General features: G+C 59.2%; 19 protein-coding genes. 12 read left to right on the forward strand and 7 right to left on the reverse strand.

The features are described 5' to 3' along the window. A partial coding sequence (gene purC, locus G5358_RS05770) for a phosphoribosylaminoimidazolesuccinocarboxamide synthase (RefSeq protein ID WP_421323779.1) occupies positions 1 to 744 on the forward strand: 744 nt, incomplete at its 5' end. Between the two features lie 128 nt (positions 745 to 872). Here purC and G5358_RS05775 read toward each other — a convergent pair. Further along, positions 873 to 1,475 (reverse strand): short chain dehydrogenase, encoded by a 603-nt coding sequence (locus tag G5358_RS05775; protein ID WP_064338734.1) that lies wholly within the window; start codon positions 1,473 to 1,475, stop codon positions 873 to 875. A gap of 97 nt (positions 1,476 to 1,572) precedes the next feature. Here G5358_RS05775 and G5358_RS05780 point away from each other — a divergent pair, with 97 nt between their 5' ends. The 4 genes from G5358_RS05780 (at position 1,573) to G5358_RS05795 (ending at position 4,495) form a co-directional block, all read left to right on the forward strand. Beyond that, positions 1,573 to 2,472: a LysR family transcriptional regulator gene (locus tag G5358_RS05780; protein WP_216954537.1), complete on the forward strand. Its 900-nt coding sequence runs from the start codon at positions 1,573 to 1,575 to the stop codon at positions 2,470 to 2,472. Positions 2,473 to 2,543: 71 nt separating this feature from the next. Beyond that, positions 2,544 to 3,185 carry a DUF2057 domain-containing protein gene (locus tag G5358_RS05785; RefSeq protein ID WP_216952912.1) on the forward strand — a complete coding sequence of 214 codons (642 nt, stop codon included), beginning with the start codon at positions 2,544 to 2,546 and terminating at the stop codon, positions 3,183 to 3,185. Between the two features lie 72 nt (positions 3,186 to 3,257). Continuing rightward, positions 3,258 to 3,704, forward strand: coding sequence for an HIT domain-containing protein (locus tag G5358_RS05790; RefSeq protein ID WP_216952913.1), 447 nt, complete (start codon positions 3,258 to 3,260; stop codon positions 3,702 to 3,704). 89 nt (positions 3,705 to 3,793) lie between these two features. Then, the gene (locus G5358_RS05795; protein WP_216952914.1) at positions 3,794 to 4,495 is read left to right on the forward strand and encodes a DUF3334 family protein; all 702 of its coding nucleotides are present in this window, start codon (positions 3,794 to 3,796) and stop codon (positions 4,493 to 4,495) included. Between the two features lie 67 nt (positions 4,496 to 4,562). Here the strand turns inward: G5358_RS05795 and G5358_RS05800 are convergent, their stop codons facing one another. Then, entirely contained in the window at positions 4,563 to 5,558 is a 996-nt protein-coding gene (locus tag G5358_RS05800) for a DUF2860 family protein (protein WP_421323780.1), read from the reverse strand. Positions 5,559 to 5,762: 204 nt separating this feature from the next. Between G5358_RS05800 and arcB the strand changes: the two genes are divergently transcribed. The 6 genes from arcB (at position 5,763) to G5358_RS05830 (ending at position 17,694) form a co-directional block, all read left to right on the forward strand. Then, positions 5,763 to 8,075, forward strand: a complete 2,313-nt coding sequence (gene arcB, locus G5358_RS05805; RefSeq protein ID WP_421323781.1) for an aerobic respiration two-component sensor histidine kinase ArcB — start codon at positions 5,763 to 5,765, stop codon at positions 8,073 to 8,075. Positions 8,076 to 8,126: 51 nt separating this feature from the next. After that, complete coding sequence (gene dgt, locus G5358_RS05810) at positions 8,127 to 9,491, forward strand: dGTPase (RefSeq protein WP_421323782.1); 1,365 nt, start codon at positions 8,127 to 8,129, stop codon at positions 9,489 to 9,491. Positions 9,492 to 9,810: 319 nt separating this feature from the next. Next, on the forward strand, positions 9,811 to 10,014 hold the full coding sequence (locus G5358_RS05815) for a hypothetical protein (protein ID WP_216952918.1): 204 nt from the start codon (positions 9,811 to 9,813) through the stop codon (positions 10,012 to 10,014). A 221-nt stretch (positions 10,015 to 10,235) separates the two neighbouring features. Next, on the forward strand, positions 10,236 to 14,486 hold the full coding sequence (locus tag G5358_RS05820) for an ATP-binding protein (protein ID WP_421323783.1): 4,251 nt from the start codon (positions 10,236 to 10,238) through the stop codon (positions 14,484 to 14,486). Then, positions 14,467 to 15,678: an EAL domain-containing response regulator gene (locus G5358_RS05825; RefSeq protein ID WP_421323784.1), complete on the forward strand. Its 1,212-nt coding sequence runs from the start codon at positions 14,467 to 14,469 to the stop codon at positions 15,676 to 15,678. The genes G5358_RS05820 and G5358_RS05825 overlap by 20 nt, the downstream gene beginning before the upstream one ends. Positions 15,679 to 15,717: 39 nt before the next feature. Then, positions 15,718 to 17,694: a HAMP domain-containing methyl-accepting chemotaxis protein gene (locus G5358_RS05830; protein ID WP_216952921.1), complete on the forward strand. Its 1,977-nt coding sequence runs from the start codon at positions 15,718 to 15,720 to the stop codon at positions 17,692 to 17,694. Positions 17,695 to 17,753: 59 nt separating this feature from the next. On the opposite strand, the gene rfaH is transcribed toward G5358_RS05830, so the two are convergent. From rfaH to metN, 4 genes are all read right to left on the reverse strand, one after another. After that, the gene (gene rfaH, locus G5358_RS05835; RefSeq protein ID WP_421323785.1) at positions 17,754 to 18,254 is read right to left on the reverse strand and encodes a transcription/translation regulatory transformer protein RfaH; all 501 of its coding nucleotides are present in this window, start codon (positions 18,252 to 18,254) and stop codon (positions 17,754 to 17,756) included. 96 nt (positions 18,255 to 18,350) lie between these two features. After that, a complete protein-coding gene (metQ, locus tag G5358_RS05840; protein ID WP_421323786.1) occupies positions 18,351 to 19,151 on the reverse strand; it encodes a methionine ABC transporter substrate-binding lipoprotein MetQ in 801 nt (266 codons plus the stop codon). A gap of 25 nt (positions 19,152 to 19,176) precedes the next feature. Further along, positions 19,177 to 19,830: a methionine ABC transporter permease gene (locus G5358_RS05845; RefSeq protein WP_005339070.1), complete on the reverse strand. Its 654-nt coding sequence runs from the start codon at positions 19,828 to 19,830 to the stop codon at positions 19,177 to 19,179. Further along, positions 19,811 to 20,854, reverse strand: coding sequence for a methionine ABC transporter ATP-binding protein MetN (gene metN, locus G5358_RS05850; RefSeq protein WP_005341087.1), 1,044 nt, complete (start codon positions 20,852 to 20,854; stop codon positions 19,811 to 19,813). Before metN ends, G5358_RS05845 begins: the two co-directional genes overlap by 20 nt. A 505-nt stretch (positions 20,855 to 21,359) precedes the next feature. Between metN and G5358_RS05855 the strand changes: the two genes are divergently transcribed. Next, positions 21,360 to 21,815: a hypothetical protein gene (locus tag G5358_RS05855; protein WP_064338722.1), complete on the forward strand. Its 456-nt coding sequence runs from the start codon at positions 21,360 to 21,362 to the stop codon at positions 21,813 to 21,815. A gap of 105 nt (positions 21,816 to 21,920) precedes the next feature. Here the strand turns inward: G5358_RS05855 and ppgK are convergent, their stop codons facing one another. Continuing rightward, entirely contained in the window at positions 21,921 to 22,661 is a 741-nt protein-coding gene (gene ppgK, locus G5358_RS05860; protein WP_139405609.1) for a polyphosphate--glucose phosphotransferase, read from the reverse strand. Positions 22,662 to 22,684 lie beyond the last annotated feature (23 nt).

Genomic DNA, 22,684 nt, shown 5'->3' on the forward strand with positions numbered 1-22,684 from the left:
AAAGCCCGTCCGGTGATGATCGAGGCGATTGCCCGCCAGTACATCACCGGCTCCATGTGGCGTGCCTACAAGGATGGCGAGCGCGAGTTCTGCGGCATCACCTTGCCGGAAGGGCTGAAAAAGGATCAGAAGCTGCCGGAGATCCTCATCACTCCGTCCACCAAGGGCGTGCTGAAAGGGCTGGATGGCGTGCCGGAAGCCGATGACGTCAACGTCTCCCGTGCCGATATCGAGCGCCATTATAAGGGCTTCAACTTCAGCAAGCCGGCCGACATCGACCGCTACGAAGTGCTGCTCAAAGAGGGCTTCAACGTCATCAGCGACGCGCTGGTCGGGCTGGATCAGATCTTCGTCGATACCAAGTTCGAGTTTGGTTATGTCCACGATGCGGCAGGCAACGAGAAGCTGATCTACATGGACGAAGTGGGCACCCCCGACAGCTCCCGTATCTGGGATGGCGCCGCCCTGCGCGACGGCCAGATCGTCGAGAAGTCTAAAGAGGGTTTCCGTCAGTGGCTGCTCAACCACTTCCCGGATCCGGACATCCTGCTCAACAAGAACCGCATGCCGGAACGTTTTGCCCTGGCCCGCGACAACAAGCTGCCGACCGAAGTGATGATGGATATCTCCAACACCTACGTCGGGATCGCCGAGAAGATTATCGGCCACAAGCTGGCGCGTTCTGCCAATCCCAAGCAGGAGATCATCGAGGTGCTGCGCGATCAGTACGGTCTGATCGACTAAGGGTTGCGCTCTTTTTTTGTCGCCAACAAACAAACGTTTGCTGATGGTGAAGGAGAGAGGCAGATAAACAGACGGGCCCCGCTATGGGGCCCATTTTTATTGCTGGTCTGGCGGCAAGCGAGCGGCGATTAGCCGTTGACCCTGAACACCTGGCCGGTCTGGATGCCCAGCACCGACTTCTTGTAGGCCTGCGCTACCTTGGCGGCGGGTACCGGTACGAAGCCCGGGAAGAAGTCAGCGTATTTGTCCATCGACTCCGCCAGCACGGTGGGGCTCACCACATTGATGCGCAGGCCGCGGGGTAACTCGCAGGCGGCCGCTTTCACAAAGTGATCGATAGCGCCGTTGACTGTGCTGGCGCTCACGCCCCAGTTGATCGGCTCCTCGCTCAGAATACCGCTGATCAAAGTGATGGAGCCCTTGTCAGTCAGATAGGGAATGGCGGCGCGGGTCAGGTTGATCTGGCCCATCAGCTTGCTCTCCAGTCCCACCTGCCACTGTTCGTCGGTCATCTCGGTCAGGCCGTTGAAGGCCACGCTGCCGCTGGCGACAACCAGTGCATCAAACTGGCCCAGCTTGGCGAACAGCGCCTTGATGGAGGCGGGATCGCGCATGTCGACCGTGGCATCGCCACGACTGTGGCCGACCCGGATCACCTGATGATCTTTGGCAAGCAGTTCACTGACTGCGGAACCGACGGTGCCGGAGGCACCCACAATCACAATTTTCATCTGCATCACTCCTGGTTGGAATGTATCAATTCTAGCGCAACAGAAAATGTGAAAAAGCGCGTAAAATAAACCCATTGTTTCCATATTGGAGCTAATGATGGATATCGCCCATCTGGCCAGCTTTTATGAGGTGGTGCTGCGCGGCAGTTTCTCGGCTGCGGCCGATACGCTGGGGGTCAGCAAGGGGATGCTGAGCCGCCACGTCAGCGCGCTGGAGTCCTCCCTCAATGCGCAACTGTTGCAGCGCACCACCCGCCGCCTCAGTCTGACCGAGGCGGGCAAGACCCTCTACCAGCAGGCGGGGGAGATCTTCGCGCTGGTTCGGCAGGCGGAGCAGGATATTCAGGCGCTGACCGAAGAGGATAGCGGAAGACTGCGTTTTACCTGCCCGGTCAGTACCGGCGATCGCATGGTGAGTGAGCTGCTGACCAGTTTTGCCGCGCTCTGCCCGGGGGTGGAGGTGGAGCTCAATTTCACCAACCAGATGGTCGACATGAGCCAGGGGGAGAACGACATCGCCCTGCGCGCCATGAACGAGGTGCCGGACAATCTGGTCGCACTTCCTATTGGCCGACTTAAGGATGTAGTGGTGGCCAGCCCCGCACTTGTAGCGAGAGAGGGGCGTCCAGCCACTCCCTATGAGCTGAGCGGGCGCAGCTGCCTGTTGCAGGGGCACAATCCGGCCTGGGAGCAGTGGCACTTTATCCGTGAAGGGGAAGAGGCCCACATTCTGGTGCAGGGCAAGGTGCGGGCCAACCACTACAGCACAGTGTTGCAACTGGCGCGCGCTGGTATGGGCTATGCCAAGTGCCCGCTGATGCTGGTGGAATCGCTGCTGATGGCGGGGGAGCTGGTGACCGTGCTTGACGAGTGGCAGAGCGGTCTGCATCAGCTTCATGTGCTGCATGCCCAGCAGCGGCGGGTACCGCGCAAGATCCGGCTGTTCAAGCAAGTGCTGGCCCAGTGGTTTGCCGAGCGACCCAACTACCTGCTCTGAGCGGCGTTATTTTTCTGTCATCTTCGGCTGCTACCCTGCGCCCATCATCGGCATCAGGAAGATCAGCGGGAATGAAGAGCAATAGAGGGTTGACCGGGTTTGTGCTGCTCTGTGCAGGCTTGGGGGCTGGCAGTGCGCAGGCCATGGTGGAAGTGAAGGTGCCGGAGAATTTCCGCATCCTCGCGGTGAGCAACGGCACCTTGCAGGATGAGCAGCATGCCACCCTGGCGGATGGCGAACAGCAACTGTTGGTGCGCTTCGAGGGGGTGATCCCCAGTCGCAGCAGCAGCGAGAATGATCGGCAGGTACGCTCCGAGCCACAGGTGGTGCGCTATCAGGGCAGCAATCAGCATTTGCAGCTGACGGCCAGCGTACCGGCCGATGAGCGGGGGATGCAGGCGTATGCAAAGGCTCCTGTGGTGGCGTTGCAGGAGAATGGTCGCGCGCTGGCTATCCAGCAGGATGCGCTGGTGACCAGTGGTATGCTGCTTGGGGTGGATTGGAATGGCAAACTGGCTGAATACAACCGCAGCGGTGGCAAGGCGGCGCTGACGGCAGTCGCTGTTGCTGCGCCGCCAGTGGCTATGCCCGCCAGCGGGGCGCAACCCGGTGTGGCTGCCAGCGAGCTGGAAGGGCAGTTGCAGCAGTTGTTCCTCCGGGCCGATCCGGCTTTGCGCAAGCGCTTTATCGGTTGGGCCGTGCCACAGCTTTAAGTTTTTCGCCCGTTGCAGTAACGTGGGCCCTCCCTTTTGGATGCCCTCTTCATCTTACTCAACGAGGTGTTCATGTTTGAACTGCATTCACGCCTGCAGGCGGATACCTGCTGGCTTGGCGATCTACCGCTCTGTCGCGCCCTGCTGGCCAAAGACAGTCAATACCCCTGGCTGATTCTGGTGCCGCGAGTGGCCAACCTGCGCGAGATCCACCATCTGGCACCGGAGCAGCAGCAACAGCTGATGCAGGAGTCCTGCGCCGTCGCCGCCCTGATGGAGCAGGCCCTCAGTCCGGACAAGATCAACATAGGGGCGCTGGGCAATCTGGTGCCACAGCTGCACATTCACCATGTCGCACGTTTCGCCACCGATGCTGCCTGGCCCGGCCCCATCTGGGGGGCTCATCCGATCGTGCCTTATGAGCCACAGGTGCTGGCGCAGCAGGCCGACAGATGGCGTGACCGGCTCGCCAAGCTGAGCGGTTTTACCCCTGCGGCTGCTGATAACGGCGTCAACTGAGAGGCGTGTCGCTATTTCAGTCTTCGGGCCGCGCCATCTGTTAGAGTTATGGTATAGATAAGCCCATTCTCGATGTTCAGGAAGGTCCCATGATAGTGACAAGAGCCGATGATGACGTCGTGTTGACGACTGAGGATGTACTGCTCAGCCTGTGCAACTCGGTGACCGATGTGTTGAGTGCCGCGACCATGAGTCAGGTGCGGTTTTCCGGCATGGTGCAGCGGATCAGCAAGACCTGCCTCAAGCCGGATATCGGCTGCTTCGTGCTGTTCGATGGCGGTTTTTCCGGTCTGGTGGTGATCAACTTCTCCGCCGCTGCCGCCATGGAGTTGTACGAGAGCTACATGCTGAGCATGGGGCTCTCCAAGGAGGATCTCGCCATCTCCCATACCTCTGACGAGGTGAGCAACGTGATGGGCGAACTGATGAACCAGATCGTCGGTAGCTTTACCGTCAAGGTGGGCCGGGATTTGCAGACTCACATTACCCAGAACCAGCCGAAGATGCTGGCCCTCAACAAGCAGGTGATGCTGAGCGTCGATACCAATCTTGACAGTCCGGAGTCCCGCCGCGTCACTTTCTTCACCGCCCGTAACAACATCTTTTATCTGGAGCTGGCGATGGACAAGACCGAGTTCATCCGCATTCACAATGAGGGGATGCAGCACGAGGAGCTGGATCCTGACGCCCTGATCGCCCAAGCCAAGCAGGATGCCGCCAAGCCGGCCCCGGCAGCCGCTGCGCCAGCCAGTAATGATCACGATGATCTGCTCGACTCTTTGGGTATTTGAGGCAAATGCCGGATGGCAACAAGGCCACCTTCGGGTGGCCTTGTTGTATCGGTGCGCACAACCGTTATTAGAAGTTGTAGAGCAGGCCGGTGTTGAACATCACCGATTCAGAATCGTAGAAGTTGATGTCGGAATCGGACTTGGCGTAGCCAGCGGTAAAGGTTGCCGAGAGCGGTGCAATACCGAACAGGCGGTGCCAGAAGAAGGTACCGGTCAGGGCAAACTCGTCGGAGTCGGCTTTTTTGTTACCAAAGTCAGGGATTGGGTTGGCTTCATCATATTTGGTCTGACCCAGATAGAGGTTGCTGACGAAGGACCACTGGGATGCCCGCTTGCCGTAGGTCAACTGGAGGCCGTTGCTCTTGTAGCTCTGGGCGCTGCCGTCCAGGTCAGCCTGACGGTGGATGAAAGCCGGCTCCAGCACCTGACCGGCTGCCAGCTGCCATTTGTAGGAGAGGTCGAGGGCGTGGATCTTGCCGTTGCGATCCAGCTTGGCCGCCGTGTCGGCACCATACTGGCTGCCACTGCGCTCCTCATCCACCTCGATGTTGCGGGTGGTCAGGCTGCCATTGAAGTTGCTACCCCAGATGCTGTCCCAGGCGAAGCGCACCCCTTTTGACTTGATATCGGTCGACTGGCGATCGACGCTTACGGCGAAGGGATCGCTCCACTGCTCGGTTGGCATGGCATTGAAGACCACGGAGCCGGCCACTGTGCCCTTGTTGCTCATCTCCTGGCGGATACCGAGTTGCTGGGTGAAGTCGAAACGGATGGCATCCTGGATCAGGTTACCGAGGAAGACCTGGGTGCGGGTATCGGCAAAGGTGTAACGGATATCTGCGTTGAGCAGCGGGGCGACGGCGGAGCTGCTCTCTGCACTGCCCAGTCCGCTCAGTCGACGATTTTCGTCGTCACCGCTGTAAAAGTTGGATTCGTAATTGATGACGTTGACGCCGCCAAGCAGGAAACCGGACCAGCCCGATTCGTTGGGAATGGTTCCCAAATCCGCATATGCACTATTTGCGACCAGCAGGCCCAGACCAAGCAGGGTAGTGTTGCGCATCAGATAACTCCTAAATTAAACGCGTTTAAATTACCAGGTGGGCGATTATAGGGGGCCACCCTTAATGGCAACTGACAGAATTTCATCAAATATCCTAACTCACTCATTTCACTAGGCGAATCGTTAATTAATTGTGCGAGATAAGAAGAGTTCAATTCTCTGTGCTGGTATTCTGTTCGCGGATATGGGGGAGAAAATAACAAGATGAAGCAGATTAAATCCTGGGCACAATATTACGTCGATCTGATGACCAAGCTGGGACTGGTGCGCTTCAGCATGTTCCTGGCGGCGGGCATTATCGTGCTGGCGGTCGCCATCCAGATGGGGGTGACCCTGTTCCTGCGCGGCAATATCGATGTGATCGACTTCGTTCGCTCGGTCTTTTTTGGCCTGCTGGTGACCCCCTGGGCGGTCTATTTTCTCTCCATCGTGGTGGATCAGCTGGAGGATTCCCGTCAGCGACTGAGCCGGATGGTGCGCAAGCTGCAAGATATGCGCGAGCGGGATCTGGAGCTCAATACCCAACTGCAGGAGAACATCAGCCGCCTCAACGCCCAGATTGCCGAGACCAACCGGGCCGAGGCACTGCGTCTGCAGGCCATCGAGGATCTCGAGAACGAGGTGTTCCAGCGGGAGAAAGCCCAGCTTCATCTGGGGGAGCGTACCGCTCTGCTGCGCTCTTTTATCGACTGTTCCCCGGATCTGGTCTACTACCGCAATGAGGATGAGCAGTTCTCCGGTTGCAACCGCGCCATGGAGGAGCTGACCGGCAAGGCGGAGAGCGAGCTGATTGGCCTCACACCTTTCGATGTCTACAAGCAGGAGATTGCCAACAAGGTGGTGGAGACCGACAAGCAGGTCTTTGCCAGCAATGAGCCCCTCACCTATGAACAGTGGCTGGAGTATCCCGATGGCCGCAAGGCCTACTTCGAGCTGCGCAAAGTGCCCTTCTTCGATCGCTTCGGCAAGCGGCTGGGCCTGCTCGGCTTTGGCCGCGACATCACCGAGCGCAAGCAGTATCAGGACAAACTGGAGAAGGCGAGCCGCGACAAGACTACCTTTATCTCCACCATCAGCCACGAGCTGCGCACCCCGCTCAACGGCATCGTGGGCTTAAGCCGGATGCTGATGGATACCCCCCTCGATCCCAAGCAGCACCAGCAGCTCAAGACCATTCACCTGAGTGCGGTGACCCTTGGCAATATCTTCAACGACATCATCGATTTGGACAAACTCGATCGGCGTCGCCTCGAAATTGCGCCGACCCGCATCGATCTGCCTGCCTTCCTCGACGAGCTGGAGACCCTGTCGCGCATTCAGGCGGAGCAGAAGGGGCTATATCTGCATTTCGATCGCGATGGCGACATGCCGCAATTCGTGATAGCCGACGGTACCCGTCTGCGTCAGGTGCTGTGGAATCTGGTGGGCAATGCGGTCAAGTTTACCGACGAGGGGGGCGTCACCGTGCGCTGCCTCTCTCATCCTGCCGACGAGCCGGGCAAGCTGGCCCTGCACTTCGAGGTGGAGGATACCGGCATCGGCATCCCGCGCGCCCAGCAGGAGAAGATCTTCGCCATGTACTATCAGGTGCAGGGCAAGAAACACGCCACCGGCACCGGTATTGGCCTCGCGGTCTCCCGTCAGCTGGTGCAGGCGATGGGCGGCCAGCTCTATGTGGACAGTGAGCCGGGCGAAGGCTCCTGCTTCACCGCCGAGCTGGAGGTAGCTTGCGCCGAGCCAGTGCCGCAGGAGCAGGAGGAGGAGATGCCCTCCCTCGATATCCTGCTGGTGGAAGATGTGGAGCTCAACGTGACGGTGGCCTGCGCCCTGCTGGGCAAGCTGGGTCATCAGGTGCAGGTGGCACGGGATGGCACCCAGGCGCTGGCGATGGCCAATCCGGATGATTTCGACCTCATTCTGCTCGATATCCAGCTGCCGGACATGACCGGCTTCGATGTGGCGAAAACCCTGCTGGAGCGTTATGGCGACAGCCTGCCGCCCATGGTGGCACTAACGGCCAACTCTACCGGCGATCGCCAGTATTATCTGGAGCGCGGGATGCGGGATGTGATCAACAAACCGCTTGGCTCGAAGGCTGTGCGGGAGGTGATTGGCCATCTGTTTGCCGGTCTGGCCGAGGATGAAGCGGACGAGCAAGCTGATGCGGGCAATCAGGATGCCCTGCTGGATATTCCCTTCCTCACTGATTATGCCGATACGGTGGGCAAGCCGGTGCTGCTCTCCAGCGTCGAGCTGTTCGAGAAGATGATGCCGGACTACATGGCGGTGCTCGACTCCAACATGATCGCCCGGGATCAGGCGGGGGTGGTGGAGGAGGCGCACAAGATAAAAGGGGCGGCAGGCTCCATTGGCCTGCGTCGTTTGCAGCAGACGGCTCAGCTGATCCAGAGCCCGGATCATCCCGCCTGGTGGGAGAACGTGGAAGACTGGATTGAGACGTTGCGCCGGGAATATCCGGGCGATATCGCCCGGCTGCGGCGCTGGTTGCTGTCTTGAGGCTGGAGGTTGTCTTGAGTCTGATGGAAGTGGCTGGCAAGGAGCTGCAAGATGTATAGCCGTTTGATTACCCCTGCGCGCATCCACCCTTGGGGGGACGAGGATTTGCTGGAGGCGACCGAGCAGGATCGCGCCCGTATCGTGCAGGCGGCGCCAGTGCGCCGGTTGCAGCAGAAGACCCAGGTCTTTCCGCTCGATGTGAAGGCCTCGGTGCGCAGTCGCCTCACCCACTCGCTGGAGGTGCAGGAGACCGGTCGCCAGATCAGCCGCCGTATTCTGGCCGCCTTGCCAGCCGGGATGGTCTGCGAAGGGGCCTTTATCAATCTGGTGGAGATGTCCTGCCTGCTTCATGACGTGGGCAACCCGCCGTTTGGCCACTTTGGCGAGCAGGTGATGAGCCAGTGGCTCGGCGAGATGCTCGATCCCCTCTATCAGCAGGCGCTGGCGCAGCCCCCCTCGACCCAGTGGGCTGAGCTGCGTCAGGATCTGCAACTGTTTGATGGCAACGCCCAGAGCTTGCGGCTGGTGCACAGTCTGCACGAGCTCAATCTGACGCTCGGGCAACTGGCGGCGCTCTGCAAATACCCGCAGCAGCCTCAACCCGGGGTGAGCTATGGCCAACATCATGGCTGGAGCGGCAAACGGGGCATCTTCTTTAGCGAGCAGCCGCTCTACCGTGCCCTCGGCCAGAGTCTGGGATTGGCCCCAGGATGCCGTCATCCGCTGGTCTACATCATGGAGGCGGCCGATGATATCTCCTACTGCATCGCCGATCTGGAAGATGCGGTAGATCGGAGGATCCTGACTCTGGGTGAACTGCTGGCGGCACTGCGAGCTGCTGACCAGAGTGACTACATGGGCACCTTGCTGGATGACGCGCTTGCCAGTGGTCGGGGCTTTTTCCCCCATTTTCGCCAGCAACTTACCCGGGATCTGGTTGCGCTGGCGGCGCAGAGCTATGTCAGCGAACATCAGGCCATTTTGCAGGGCTCCTATCCGCAAGCACTGCTGCATGGTCAGGCGCCGGCGGCGCGGGTGCTCGATATCCTCAAGCAGGTGGCCCGCGAGCTGGTCTTTATGCGCCCCGAAGTGGAAGCGCTTGAGCTGGAGGGGTATGCGGCGCTGCGCGGGGTGCTGACCAGTTATGCCTGTCTATTGGCGCTGCCAGCGCCACAGTTTGCTCGCCTGCTGGCCGGGGAGGGGAGTCAGGCGCTGTTCTTTGCGCGCCGTCTCTATCACCGCCTCTCGGCCCGCCATCTCAAGGCCTATCGATTGGCGATCGCCACCCCGGATCAGCGTTTTGCCTGCCAGAACGAGCAGGAGTGGTATTACCGGGTGCGGTTGCTGCTCGATTATGTCAGCGGCATGACGGATACCTATGTACTGGAAGAGTTCCGGCTACTCTCGGGGATCTGATGTGCTGGCATCGTTGCCAGACGGACAGCATAAAATGCCGTAAAAACGTTTAAAAAGGAGCCGCAAGCGGCTTGTTTTAAATTCGGATATTTTTTAGACTTCTGCAACCTGTTCAACTTTTACTCGGTAAGGAGATGAAAATGCAACATCTGATGCTCAATTTTGCATTCTCTCGCGGCACTGCGTGCGGCGTGAAATCTCGTGCTCTTTTACCGCGTGGCGTAAACAGGTAACCCCTGTCTTTTTATCACCCGCGGTTCGTCCCGCAGGGTGATATCCACTTTCTCCGGGAGAACCGCATGTTCAACTGGAGAATGTCATGTCTATCGAACTGATTTTACTGCGTGGTGTCGAGTCTTTGGTTCAAAAACGGATCGCCCGGGTTGAGCGTCGCCTCGCCGTGGTCAGTCTGTCACCTGCCCTGCTGAAAGATATTGGTCTGGAAGGGTTTGAGGGACAGATCGCCCATATCCGCGAAAGCGAGTATCAAACCGGCTTTCGGCTCGGGAATCGAATAACCTGATCCATAGGGGAGGGTAAACGCTCTCCCCGTGGTGATGTGGCAGGCGTAATGCCTGCCATTTTTGTGTTTGCAGGTTGATTTTTTATTCACTTTTCTGTGCCCCGGCACTATCCTCTCTGCCCCGTTTGTGACAGATGCGTATGTTTTCTCGCCTTGTTCCGCCAGGATCGGCAAGATTAGATATGGTGGCCTATCTGTTTTACTCATCAGGACAAGACTTCATGTCACTCTTTCGTCAGCTTTTTCTCCCCCTGTTGCTGCTGTTTTCCGGCCTGCCTGCTGTTGCTGTTCCCCAGTTGGAAAAGGCAGTGGCGGACCACCAGAGTGCGGCTGATGAAGAGTTGGTGGTCGGGGTGCCCCGTGGTGGTTATCCTCCGTTCCTCTATGAACTGCCCAATCAGCGCTATGCCGGTCCGCTCAAGGAGCTGGCCTCGCGTATTGCGGCAGAAATGGGGGTCTCCCTGCGCTATGTCTCCTACAACTCCTATGTGGATGCCCGTGGTGCGCTGAACAGACGCCAAGTTGATGCCTTGATCGGGGTCGAGCTCGATGCGCTCGAGCTGGAGGGGATGAATCATATTGGCTATCTGGGCTCCTACGCCCGCGCCATCTTGATGCGCCATCCGGATCAACGTTTGACCCTGGAACAGGCGCGCAAGCTTCGCTGGGTCTGTATTCGCGGTTTTGGCAGTTGCAATGAGCTAGCGCGACTGGGGATGCCTCATGTGACCGAGCTGGAGAGCCGTGACGAGGCGACCTATATGGTCAAACTGGGGGCGGCCGATGCTTATCTGGCTCTGGGGCCGATCATTGCCATGGAGATGGAGCGGTTGCCTGAGTCGATGGGGATTGTGATCCCGGACTGGATCCCCGGTAGTGCATTGACCATTGCAACCAGTACCCATGATCCGGCGCTGACGGATCGCATCTGGCAGGCCTACCAGCGGATCCCGGTGGCTGATGCCCGGTTGCGGCTGAATCAGGAAGACAGCCGTTTCAAGGCGGGTTTGTTGCTGGAACCAGACGAGGTAGCCTGGTTAAAGAAGAAGAGCAAGGTGGTCAGGTTTGCCGTTGCGCCGTCGTTTGCCGGTATCAGCGAGATTGATGACGAAGGGGTGTTGCACGGCTATGCGGCAGATTTGATGAAGTTGTTGAGTCTGCGCTCGGGGATCCGCTTTGAACTTGAGCCGACCAGCACCTGGCAAGAGTCTCTGGCTCTGCTGAAACAGCACAAGGTGGATCTGATCCCCCTGATGACACCGCTCAGGGATCGCGAGGCATTTGCCTCCTTCAGCTCCTCCTACCTTAAATTCGACAGCTATGTGGTATCCCGGCGCGGCGCACGCCCGTTGAAGTCGCTGGCGGAGCTGAAAGGGCGCCTGATTGGTGGCGTGACCGGTTCTTATGAGGCTTCTCTTATCAGCGCCCATGGTGGCAACGTCATTGAAGTGGGCAAGGATACCGAGCTGCTTACCCTGCTTGATACGGGGAAAGCCGAGTATGTGCTGTTGACCATGACCAATCTGGGGCAGCAGGCCATGAAGGGCTTCAACGAAAAGTATCAGGTGGTGCTGAGCTCCCCCGAGTTTTCCGTGCCCATCAGCATGGCCGTTGATATCAGGCAGCCCGAGCTGCTGCGGATCATGGACAAGCTGTTGCTGACCATCACGGATGAGGAGTGGCAACTGCTGGAGCGGCGCTGGCTCAATGTTTCGGTAAATGTCGAATCCGATTACAGCCAGTTCTACAAGTGGCTGGCGCTGGGCGGAGTGGCCTTGTTGACCTGCGGTCTGCTGGTGATGTTCTGGGCCCGCAGCCTGCGTCGCCAGATTGCGCAGCGGAAAATCGCAGAGAGCAAACTCAACGAACAGTTGCTGTTTGTACAGACCCTGCTCAACTCATTGCCGACCATGGTGGCATTGCGCGACAGCGAGCAGCGTATAACCCTCTGCAACCGGGCTTATCGCGATGCCTTTCTCGTTGATGTCAATGGCGAGGCGCTTGACGACCTGCAAAGCATCCCCGAGCCCCTGCGTGCGAGCGTGCTGGAAGAGGAGCGCAGGATATGGCAAAGCGGCCAGGAGCTGGAGGGGGCCGGCAATAGCTTGCGTGCCGATGGCACCCCTTTTCATGTTATCTATGCCAAGCGCCCTTACCGGGACCCCGATGGCAACATGCGGGGTGTGCTGACAGTGCTGACCGATGTCAGCCGTATCAAGGAAGCCGAGGAGCGTGCTCGTCAGGCTGAAACTCGCCTGACCCAGATCACCGACAGCATGCCCGGCGTAGTCTACCAGTATCTGTGGCTGGGGCCGGGCAAGGGACGCTTTCTTTATGCCTCTCAGGGGGCCAACGAGATCCTGGGGGTATCTCATCAGGATTTATTTAACGCTGAATCGGGTGGTGAGGTATTTGGCTTTACCGAACAGGCCCTGCAGGAGTTTGTCAGCAAGGTGGCCAACCATGCCGAGACCCTGGCCCCCCTCGATCTGGAGGTCAAGGTGGAGCGCCCTGACGGGGATCGCTATCTGCAGGTACGCGGCAATTTTGTCCGTCAGGAGCAGCAGGCGCTGATCCTCAACGGGGTGATTCAGGACATCACGGCCCTCAAGCAGCAGGAGCATGAGCTGCGCGAGGCACGTGCTTATGCCGAGCAGGCGATGCAGGCGCGCAGCCGCTTTCTGGCCACCATGAGCCACGAGTTACGCACCCCCATCTCCGGCATGCACGGCATGCTCGAGTTGTTGCAAATGAGCGAGCTCAACGACGATCAACGTTACATGGTGCGTAATGTGGTCACCTCGACCAACAACCTGCTCTATCTGGTCAACGACATACTCGATTTCTCCAAGATCGAGGCGGGTCAGTTGCAACTGCATTGTCAGGTCAGCCGGTTGCAGACGGTGATCTGCGATGCGATCCGTGGCCACGCTACCCTGGCCCATAGCAAGGGGCTCAACGTGACGCTGGAGTGGGGCCAGCATGTACCTGATTGGGCCGATATCGACGGGGTACGGGTCGGTCAGGTGATCTCCAATCTGCTCAACAATGCGGTAAAGTTCACCGAACAGGGGGAGGTCTCCATCCGGGTCAGCTACCTGCGCGATCAGCTTGCTATCAGTATCCGCGATACCGGTATCGGGATTGCCGAGGAGAAACAGGCATTGTTGTTCACTCCGTTTGAGCAGGTGGAGTCCGACATCAATCGCCGCTTTGGTGGTACCGGGCTGGGGCTGGCAATCTGTGATCAGCTGGTGCGCAAAATGGGGGGCGAACTCACCCTGACCAGCAAGGCGGGAGAGGGATCCCGTTTCCGCTTTACCGTGCCGCTGACCAACCCTCAATGGGATGCGCCCCCGCTGGCTGGCACCGAATGGTGGTTTTTCAGCGCCGATGCCAGCCTCGAGGCGGCCATGCGGCGGTTGGGCGCCAAGCTAAGGCATCTGGATGCCAGCCAGCTCAACCGCTCACTGGAAGGGTTGCTGCTGGCTGATCAGCTGTGGTTGGAGCAGGCCCTCGGCGGTGAGTGGCAGGGATGGTTGCAGCATGTCTCATTGAGAGGGATCATAGCGTCACCGAACGAGGCTCTTCGCGGCCGGATCGGCGGTCAGTTGTGGTGGCGATTGGGGCTCTCTCCTCTCTACCCGGACCTGCTGCTGGAGAGTTGTCTCGAACTGCTGCAGGAATGGGTCGCCCCGGTTTTGCCTGCGCTGGCCGACAAGCTGGGAGGACGGGTGCTGGTGGCTGATGATCATCCGGTCAATCGCGCCCTGCTGGCACGACAACTGGCTATCCTCGGAATTGAATCCCAGGTAGTGGAAGATGGCGAAAAGGCGTTGCGGGCCTGGCAGGGGCAGCCATTCTCCCTGTTGCTGACCGATTGCCACATGCCGGTGATGGATGGCTATGCCCTGACCAAGGCGCTGCGGGCTGCGGGCGTGACGGCGCCCATTATCGGGGTGACGGCGGATACCTCGGAAGAGGCTCATGCCCGTATGGTGGAAGCGGGAATGAGTGACATGCTGTTCAAGCCCTACCCGCTGGATACCCTGCGCCAGCTGCTGGCACACTGGCTCGCTGAGTCGGTACCGGCGGGCGATACAGCGGTGATGGCGGTCGATGATGTGCTGGCCGTTCAGGCTGAACGCTGGTTGACCCTGTTTGGCGATGAGCCGACGGCGCGGGCGATGGCGGCGGAATATCTCGACTCCAATCGTCAGGATGGGGCTCATATGATGGCTGCGCTGGCTTGCCATGATTTCAGCGTACTGGTAGAAACTGCCCACCGGATCAAGGGGGCAGCCCGCATGGTCGGGCTGCAGGAGCTGGCCACACAGGCTGCCAGGCTGGAGTCGGCTGCCAGATTGAAGCAGCTTGAGGAACTGGATGAGCTGACCAGCAAGGTGCAGCTATTGATGACGGCGATCGCCCACGACATTGGATTATGGCTCGATGAAAAAAGCACAACATGAGTTGGTCATTATGGTCGTGGAAGACCATGGATTTCAGCGCAAGGCGCTGCTGCACCAGATCCGCAGCCTGGGTTACCAGAATCTGCTGGAGGCGGCCGATGGTGCCGAGGCGCTGGTACTGAGCCAGCAACACGCCGTCGATATCCTGTTTTGCGACCTGCGGATGCCGGGCATGGATGGCATGGCACTGCTGCGCCGCCTGTCACTGGGCGGTTTTCGCGGGGGGATTATCCTCTCCAGCGCCCTTGAAGACGATGTGGTGGAGGCCGTGTTGCGGATGAGTGCCGCCTATGGCTTGCAGGTGCTCGGCCGCATAGAGAAACCCTCTACCCAGCAGCAGCTCAAGCTGCTGATCGATGCTTGGTCACCCCGGGAGGAGCCTGCTAGGGAGGAGGAGGGGCACAGGATCGGCCTGGATGAGTTGTGCCGTGCACTCGAGCAGGATCAGTTGCTGCCCTGGTATCAGCCCAAGGTGAGCTTTGCCTCCGGCGAGTGGGTCGGGATGGAGGCGCTGGCCCGCTGGCAGCACCCGGAGTACGGCCTGATCTCTCCGGGGCGTTTTATTCCACTGGCGGAGCGCAACGGACTGATCGATCAGTTGACTGAAGTGATCATCGGCAAATCCCTTAGTGATGGTCACTTGTGGGAAGAGACCGGACTCTCGCTCAATCTGTCGATGAACCTCTCCACTACCTCGCTGATCGAGGGCGATCTGTGCAATTCCCTGATCAATCAGTGTCAACGCTGGAGCATCAACCCCGAGCTTATCACCCTGGAGGTGACCGAGAGCGCCTTTGTACAGGATCTGGGCAAGTCGCTGGAGGTGCTGACCCGGCTGCGGATGCACGGCTTTGGCCTCGCCATTGATGACTTCGGTACCGGCTACTCCTCCATGCAGCAACTGGCGCTGCTGCCCTTTACCGAACTGAAGCTGGATCGCTCCTTTGTCGACCGCTGTTTTGAAGACCCATCCCGTCTGGCCATTATCGAGTCCAGTATCGAGCTGGCGCGCAAGTTGGGCCTCAAGTCGGTGGCTGAAGGGGTAGAGGATGAGCAGACCTGGCGGTTGCTGGCAAAGTTGGGCTGCGATGTTTGTCAGGGGTTCTTCTCTGCCAGACCGATGCCACGCAGCGAGTTGCAAGAGTGGCACCGGGCTTGGCAAGATAGATTGCCTACACTGATATCTATCTGATTCTGTTGGCTGGATCCCTCCGTTTGAACAAGGATGTTCATGAAAATCTCAAGCAAGTTGCTGCTCAGCTTCGGTTTTATCAACCTGCTGATCCTGCTCTCCTCCGCGCTGGTCTATTACCGGCTGACCCAGATCAATCAGGCCCAACACACCCTGTTGGAGCAGGCGCTGCCCGCTCTGCAGCGGGATGAGGCGAGCCAGAAGGCTCTGGTTGCCACCGTTTCTGCCCTGCGTGGCTATCTGATCCTCGGCAAGGATCCGGCTCAGGCTTCCCGCCTCAAGCAGGAGTGGGAGTCGGCCTGGCAGGCCATTGCCCATCAGGCCTTCAGCCCGGCGCTCGCCAAGTCTCTCGAGACCTTCAAAAGCCATCAGGAGAAGGTGTGGACCATAGCCCAGAGTGAAGAGAATCTGCCCGCTCACACCCTGATGCTGCAGGAGGCGGGGCCGCTGGCGGAGGCTGCGCTCGATCAGCTGCAATCCTTTGCCAATGAGGAGGTGGCGACCTCGCAGGATCAGCTCGCGGGCGATCGCCGCATGCTGCTCAAGCAGGTGGGAGATGCCTACAACAGCCTCGCCAATTCCCTCTCTGCCCTGAGGGATTTTCTCATCTCAGGCGATCCCGAATACCGCAGCAAGTATCAGGATTACTACCAGTTTCACCAGCAGCGGGTGGCTGAGGTGAAGCAGCAAGCCGCGCTCTTTACCGATACCCAGCAGAGCCTCTGGCAGCTGTTTGAAGAGATGGCGACCCCCTTCTCCGAGCTGGTGGGGCAGGTGATCGAGAAGCGCCAGGCGCCGGATTGGGATCAGGCCAACTACCTGATGGCCACCGACATCGAGCCGATGCAGTCCAGCCTCAGCGAGCAGTTGGTCCAGCAGGTGAATAAAACCCGCGCCGAGGTGGATCAGATTTCGGCGCAGATGACCGGAGCCGGAAGGGCCATCAACCAGACACTAATGTTGGCCACCGGCAGTGCCATCGTGCTTGGCATGCTGGTCGCCTGGCTCTTTAGCCGTCGTCTGACCCGTGACATTGCCAGTCTGGTGATCCGGGCGGGGCTGGTTGCGGATGGTCGGTTGGCTGCCGAGCCCTTGCCGATAACGGGTCAGGATGAGCTGGGTGGATTGACCGGCTCCATCAACCGGATGTCTGCCCAGTTACGTGATCTGGTCGGCGAGTTGCAGGGCGCAGTGGGACAGGTCGAAGAGGCCTGTCTTGATGTGGGCAACACCACCAGAGCCATAGTGGCGGATCTGACGGAGCAGGATCAGCGGGTCGATGCGGTGGCGGCAGCTATCGATCAGATGTCAGTGAGTGCCCGTGATGTGGCTGGCAACATTGCCGGTGTGGCGGATAGTGCCCAGCAGGTGCAGCAGCAGACCCGTCAGGGAGAGGCTGCGCTGGCGCGAATGAGCGATACCATGCAGCAGATTGCCGCCATGATTGGGCAGGCCAACGAGGCCATGGGGCTGCTGGAGCATCAGAGTGAACAGGTGGGGCAGATCACCGAGGTGATCGCCACCATTGCGGAGCAGACCAATCTGCTGGCACTCAATGCGGCGATAGAAGCGGCACGGGCAGGCGAGCAGGGGCGCGGTTTTGCGGTGGTGGCCGACGAGGTGCGCCAGCTGGCGACCCGCACCCATCAATCAACCGCCGAGATCAGCCAGACTATTGCAGCCATCTCCCGGCAGACTCGCCAGACGGTGAGTACCGTCAGCAGCGGCACCCGGCTGGTGGAGCAGGGGCGGGATGCCGTTGGATTGGTGACCGATACCCTGAGTGCCATGAACGAGCTGGTGCACTCGCTGTCTGGCCAGCTGCAGGCCATTTCGGTGGCAACCGAGCAGCAGTCGCGGGTGGCCGCCGAGGTAGCCGGAACGGTCGATGACATTGCTGCGCTCAGTCGGCAATCCTGTCTGCGCAGTCAGCAGGGGGAGGAGATCGTAGCCAGACTGGCTGGCGATACCGGCAAGCTGAAGGCGGTCATCGCCCGCTTTGATCTTGATGCGTGAGATGGCGGGAGCATCCCGCCATTGCTATTGCCATTCACCAGGCCGTCTGGCCCGTGGGTTTAGTCCAGACGTCTGAAGGTGTGGTTGTCGAAGCTGCTGGTAGTCTCCCGGTTGAGCAGGCTGACCAGCAAAATTGCCCGTTTCTCTCCATCCGGCTCCATATAGATGGCTTCGAATCCAGCCAACGGCCCCTCTTCAATCAGCACCTTGTCACCCGAGCAGGGCAGGCTGGCGTAGCTGGCTCTCGCCTCGTCGCTGTCATCGCGGCTCATCAGCTGATAGACCAGCTTGCTGCTGATGGGGCTCCATTCACTGCCGAAGTGGATGATCCGGCTGATGCCGCGGGTCGACTTCAGGGTGACCGGGGTGACCTCTTCCAGATCCACATAGATGAACAGGTAGTTGGGGAACATGGGCTCCCGCACCGGGACACGCTTGCCCCGCCGCAGTTTTTCAATTTCCACCATGGGGTAGTAGGACTCGATCCCCTGGGCTTCGAGATGGGCGCGGGCGCGGGCCTCTTCTTTTGGCTTGCAGTAGGCCAGATACCATTTTTTCATGTGCTGAATATGTTCGTGTTGCCGTGCTCGCCGATATGATAACGGCAGCAAAAAAAAAGGCCACGCATTGCGTGGCCTTTTTTGCCGAGTGAGTGATTACCAACCTTTCACCAGGCCGCCCTTGAACAGTTCCAGCCCTTTCTTGTAGACGTCGTCGGTCTGGAAAGCCTGTACGAACTGTTTGACCTTCTCGTCGTCCTTGTTGTTGTCACGGGCAACGATCAGGTTGACGTAGGGGGACTCTTTGTCCTCAACAAACAGACCGTTCTCGGTCGGGGTCAGCCCGATCTGACCGGCGAAGGTGTTGTTGATGATGGCCAAGTCCACGTCTTCCAGCGAGCGCGGCAGCTGGGCAGCTTCCAGCTCTACGATCTTGAAGTTGCGCGGGTTGCTGGCGATATCCAGCACTGTCGCTTCCAGACCGGCACCCTCTTTGAGCTTCAGCAGACCTTGCTTCTCCAGCAGGATCAGGGAACGGCCCAAGTTGGTCGGATCGTTCGGCACCGCGATCTGGGCGCCATCTTTCAGCTCGCTCAGCGCCTTGATCTTCTTGGAGTAACCGGCGATCGGGTAGACGAAGGTGTTGCCGACCGGCACCAGCTTGAAGCCGCGATCACGGATCTGGGCATCCAGATAGGGCTTGTGCTGGAAGGCGTTGACGTCGATGCTGCCATCGTTCAGCGCCACGTTCGGGGTGACGTAGTCGGAGAAGTTGACCACCTCGACGGTCAGGCCGTATTTCTCCTTGGCCACTTTGGCGGCCACTTCAACCAGTTCGGTCTCGGGGCCGGCAATAGCGCCCACTTTCAGAACCTTGCTCTCTTCTTTTTGACCGCAACCGGCCAGTACCAGACCAGCCAGCAGAGCTGCCGCAACGGATTTGATGCCAAATTTCATAAAACCTCCTGTCAGAAATCGACGATTAACGATGATCACATTTGTTGACCAGGCGCTCACCCGCGCTCTGGATAAGTTGAACCAGTACTACCAGGATAACTACGGTCACCAGCATGACGGTCGGGTCAAAGCGCTGATAACCATAACGAATACCAACATCCCCCAGACCACCGCCCCCGATGGCACCGGCCATGGCGGAGTAGTTCACCAGCGTGACGAGGGTGATAGTGACGCTGTTGAGGATGCCGGGCAGGGCCTCGGGCAGCAGCACCTTGGTGATGATTTGCAGCGGCTTGGCGCCCATCGCCTTGGCCGCTTCCAGCAGGCCGTCCGGCACTTCCATCAGGGCCCCTTCCACCAGACGGGCAATGAAAGGGATGCAACCGACAGTCAGCGGCACTATGGCAGCGATGGTGCCGATACTGGTGCCGACAATCAGCCGGGTTAGCGGAATGATGGCGACCAGCAGGATGATAAAGGGCACCGAGCGACCCACGTTGACCACCATACCCAGAGTACGGTTGAGCAAGGGGTTGGCCAGGATCTGGCCCGCCTTGGTCACATGCAGCGCTACGCCGAGTGGCAGGCCCAGCAGGCAGCCGAACAGGGCGGAGGCAAACACCATGATCAGGGTGTCGCCCAGGGCCGTGATGAGCAGATTAATCATGGCTTCGGACATAACCCATTACCTCCAGCTGAATGTGGTTGTCGATAAGGAACTGCTGGGTCGCCTCGCACTGGGCTTCATCCCCGAACAGCTCGGCCAGCAGGAAACCGAATTTGACGCCACCGGCGTACTCGATGTCCGCGCTCAGAATACTGATGTCGATATTGAAACGGCGGCTCGCCTCGGAGATCAGCGGCGTATCGACCGTGCTGCCGGTAAAGCCAAGCTTCACCAGCGGGTAGCTGCCCGGCACCCGCTCCGCACTCATCCGATCCTGATACTCTTGGGGTACTTCCAGGTGGATGGTGGAGTGGATGAAATCCCGCGCCAGCTGGGTCTTGGCATTGCTGAAGAACCAGGCCACTTCGCCCTGTTCGATCAGACGGCCGTCGCTGATGATGGCCACTTCGTCACAGATCCCCTTCACCACATCCATCTCGTGGGTGATGAGCAGGATGGTGAGCCCCAGCTTGACGTTGATCTCCTTGAGCAGGGTCAGGATCGAGCGGGTGGTCTGCGGGTCGAGGGCCGAGGTGGCCTCGTCGCAGAGCAGTACCTTGGGGGCCGGTGCCAGTGCACGAGCAATGGCGACGCGCTGTTTCTGACCGCCGGAAAGCTCGGACGGATAGGCCTGGGCACGGGCTTCCAGCCCGACCAGTGCCAGCAGCTCGGCAACCCGTTGCTGGATCTTCTCTTTGCTCCAGCCTGCCAACTCCAGCGGAAAGGCGATGTTGGCAAACACGGTGCGGGAGGCAAGCAGGTTGAAGTGCTGGAAAATCATCCCGATCTGGCGGCGAGCCTGGGTCAGATCCCGTTCGCTCAGGGCGACCAGATCCTGGCCATCAACGATGACTTGGCCCTCTGTCGGGCGCTCCAGCAGGTTGACACAACGAATGAGGGTACTCTTGCCGGCACCGGAGGCACCGATCACCCCGAAAATTTTGCCTTGGGGTACATGCAGACTCACATCACGCAGGGCGTGCACGGCGTCACTGCCTGTACCGTAGACTTTGTTGAGACCGATCAACTTAATCATGGATTCTTCCGTGCTAACAGCCTTAAAGCACAGGGCGCTACAGGCGGGGAAATTGGGCAGAGGTTCCACTGGGTTACTCTGTCATCATGGAGGATGATGCTAAGATGTCTGGATGGCCATGTCAACGCATGTTTTTACGTCTAGACGTCTAAAAAAGTGATAAGGATTTCTGTCTGGTGGATAACGATCAGGGTGGATATGTTACGTATCCAGATCCTGTTTCGCTTGCGTGGCACATGGCCGAATTAAAGATGGTTTATATCGGGTAAATGCTGGTTTTATTAGTTCGTCAGCCCGTTTCTGTTCACATCTGCTGTCTAGCCTGATGCTCCTCCATCGTTACATAAATTGCTGCACAAATCGTTCCCTATTCGCGACCGGATCACCTGACCGTCACTTTGTCGGCGTCAACCTTGATGCAGCGCAAGAGGGGCTCGGATAGGGATTGGGTCGGTGGCGCCGGTTTTTTATACTGATGATGTCGACAAGCATGGAGGGCTGTGCGATGAGATTCCAACAGATCAAAGAGTTGCTGCACTATCTTGAGCAGGTTCATCACCAGCTCGGACTCTGTTACGGGCGTTTGACCAGTCAGGTGGACAGCGAGCGCAGCCGGATGTTGCTGGTCTATCTGCAAGGGCGTGAGGATGCGGCCAGTGCCCATCTGCACGAATATGCTGCTCAGCTGGGAGAGGCGGTCAGGGAGACCTGGCTGAACCAGAGTTTCAGCGAGGATATGCTGCCTGCCATTACCCGCTTCGAGCTGCCGGCATCAGTCCAGACCCAGGATATCGTCACTCAGGTATGCCGTTGGGAAGAGCAGCTGGTGGGCGAGCTGAGTCATCTGGCCCGGGAGTGCCCGACACCGGCCACCACCGCCTTGCTCGAGAATCTGGCCAGGCTGGAGCAGACCCGCCTGACCCGACTGGTGCACGGAGTACATCGACTCGACGACATGTAACGGGTGATAAGCGCCAAACACGCAAGATGATGGCCAAACAAAAGGGCCCGGCAGCAGTGCCGGGCCCTTTCCATTGGATATCTGCTGACTTGCAGTGAGCGTCGGTTAGCCCTGCTGCTCGGCCGCGTAGAGGGCGGCCCCGATAATGCCCGCCTGATTGAGGCTGGCCGCCGGAATAAGCGGCGCCCGGGTCTCGATGCGATCGATAAACTTATCCAGCTTGGCTGCGCTGCCGCCCCCCAGAATGAAGAGGTCGGGGGAGAAGAGAAACTCGAGGCGCGCCAGATATTTGTTGAAGCGCTTGCCCCAGCGGTTCCAGGAGAGATCTTCCCGTTTGCGCGCCGCATCGGAGCAGTAGTGCTCGGCGACCATTCCTTCCAGCATCAAATGGCCCAGCTCGGTGTTGGGCAGCAGATGGCCGTTGACGAAGATGGCGGTGCCGATGCCGGTGCCGACCGTGATGAGGATGATGACCCCCTTGCGATCCTTGCCAGCGCCAAAGCGCATCTCGGCCAGACCGGCGGCATCGGCATCATTCAGCACATAGCAGGGCTTGCCGGTGACATCGGCAAACAGATGCTCGGCATCGGTTTCGATCCAGCTTTTGTCGATGTTGGCGGCACTCTTGGCAACCCCGTTGTGGATGGTGGCGGGAAAGCCGCAGCCCACCGGCCCTTTCCAGTCGAAGTGTTCGACCAGCGCCTTGAGGGTATGGGCGATGGCGGCCGGGGTGGCCGGTTGCGGTGTGGCAATGCGATGGCGCTCGCCAATCAATTCGCCGGTTTTGGTATCGACCAGACAGCCCTTGATCCCCGAGCCTCCAATATCCACTCCCAACATATGCATCTGTGTTGTCCTTGTTGTGTGCC

It is taken from the genome of Aeromonas sp. 604176 (genome assembly GCF_049170755.1).
GTDB classification, from domain to species: Bacteria; Pseudomonadota; Gammaproteobacteria; order Enterobacterales; family Aeromonadaceae; genus Aeromonas; species Aeromonas veronii_A.

Bases quoted from the DNA above. Each gene is read 5' to 3' on its own strand.
- G5358_RS05775 (WP_064338734.1), bottom strand. From the start codon at position 1,475: ATGAAAATTGTGATTGTGGGTGCCTCCGGCACCGTCGGTTCCGCAGTC.
- G5358_RS05855 (WP_064338722.1), top strand. From the start codon at position 21,360: ATGAGATTCCAACAGATCAAAGAGTTGCTGCACTATCTTGAGCAGGTT.
- rfaH (WP_421323785.1), bottom strand. From the start codon at position 18,254: ATGAAAAAATGGTATCTGGCCTACTGCAAGCCAAAAGAAGAGGCCCGC.
- G5358_RS05825 (WP_421323784.1), top strand. From the start codon at position 14,467: ATGAAAAAAGCACAACATGAGTTGGTCATTATGGTCGTGGAAGACCAT.
- G5358_RS05780 (WP_216954537.1), top strand. From the start codon at position 1,573: ATGGATATCGCCCATCTGGCCAGCTTTTATGAGGTGGTGCTGCGCGGC.
- G5358_RS05820 (WP_421323783.1), top strand. From the start codon at position 10,236: ATGTCACTCTTTCGTCAGCTTTTTCTCCCCCTGTTGCTGCTGTTTTCC.
- G5358_RS05830 (WP_216952921.1), top strand. From the start codon at position 15,718: ATGAAAATCTCAAGCAAGTTGCTGCTCAGCTTCGGTTTTATCAACCTG.
- dgt (WP_421323782.1), top strand. From the start codon at position 8,127: ATGTATAGCCGTTTGATTACCCCTGCGCGCATCCACCCTTGGGGGGAC.
- G5358_RS05795 (WP_216952914.1), top strand. From the start codon at position 3,794: ATGATAGTGACAAGAGCCGATGATGACGTCGTGTTGACGACTGAGGAT.
- G5358_RS05790 (WP_216952913.1), top strand. From the start codon at position 3,258: ATGTTTGAACTGCATTCACGCCTGCAGGCGGATACCTGCTGGCTTGGC.
- G5358_RS05800 (WP_421323780.1), bottom strand. From the start codon at position 5,558: ATGCGCAACACTACCCTGCTTGGTCTGGGCCTGCTGGTCGCAAATAGT.
- arcB (WP_421323781.1), top strand. From the start codon at position 5,763: ATGAAGCAGATTAAATCCTGGGCACAATATTACGTCGATCTGATGACC.
- G5358_RS05815 (WP_216952918.1), top strand. From the start codon at position 9,811: ATGTCTATCGAACTGATTTTACTGCGTGGTGTCGAGTCTTTGGTTCAA.
- G5358_RS05785 (WP_216952912.1), top strand. From the start codon at position 2,544: ATGAAGAGCAATAGAGGGTTGACCGGGTTTGTGCTGCTCTGTGCAGGC.
- ppgK (WP_139405609.1), bottom strand. From the start codon at position 22,661: ATGCATATGTTGGGAGTGGATATTGGAGGCTCGGGGATCAAGGGCTGT.
- G5358_RS05845 (WP_005339070.1), bottom strand. From the start codon at position 19,830: ATGTCCGAAGCCATGATTAATCTGCTCATCACGGCCCTGGGCGACACC.
- metN (WP_005341087.1), bottom strand. From the start codon at position 20,854: ATGATTAAGTTGATCGGTCTCAACAAAGTCTACGGTACAGGCAGTGAC.
- metQ (WP_421323786.1), bottom strand. From the start codon at position 19,151: ATGAAATTTGGCATCAAATCCGTTGCGGCAGCTCTGCTGGCTGGTCTG.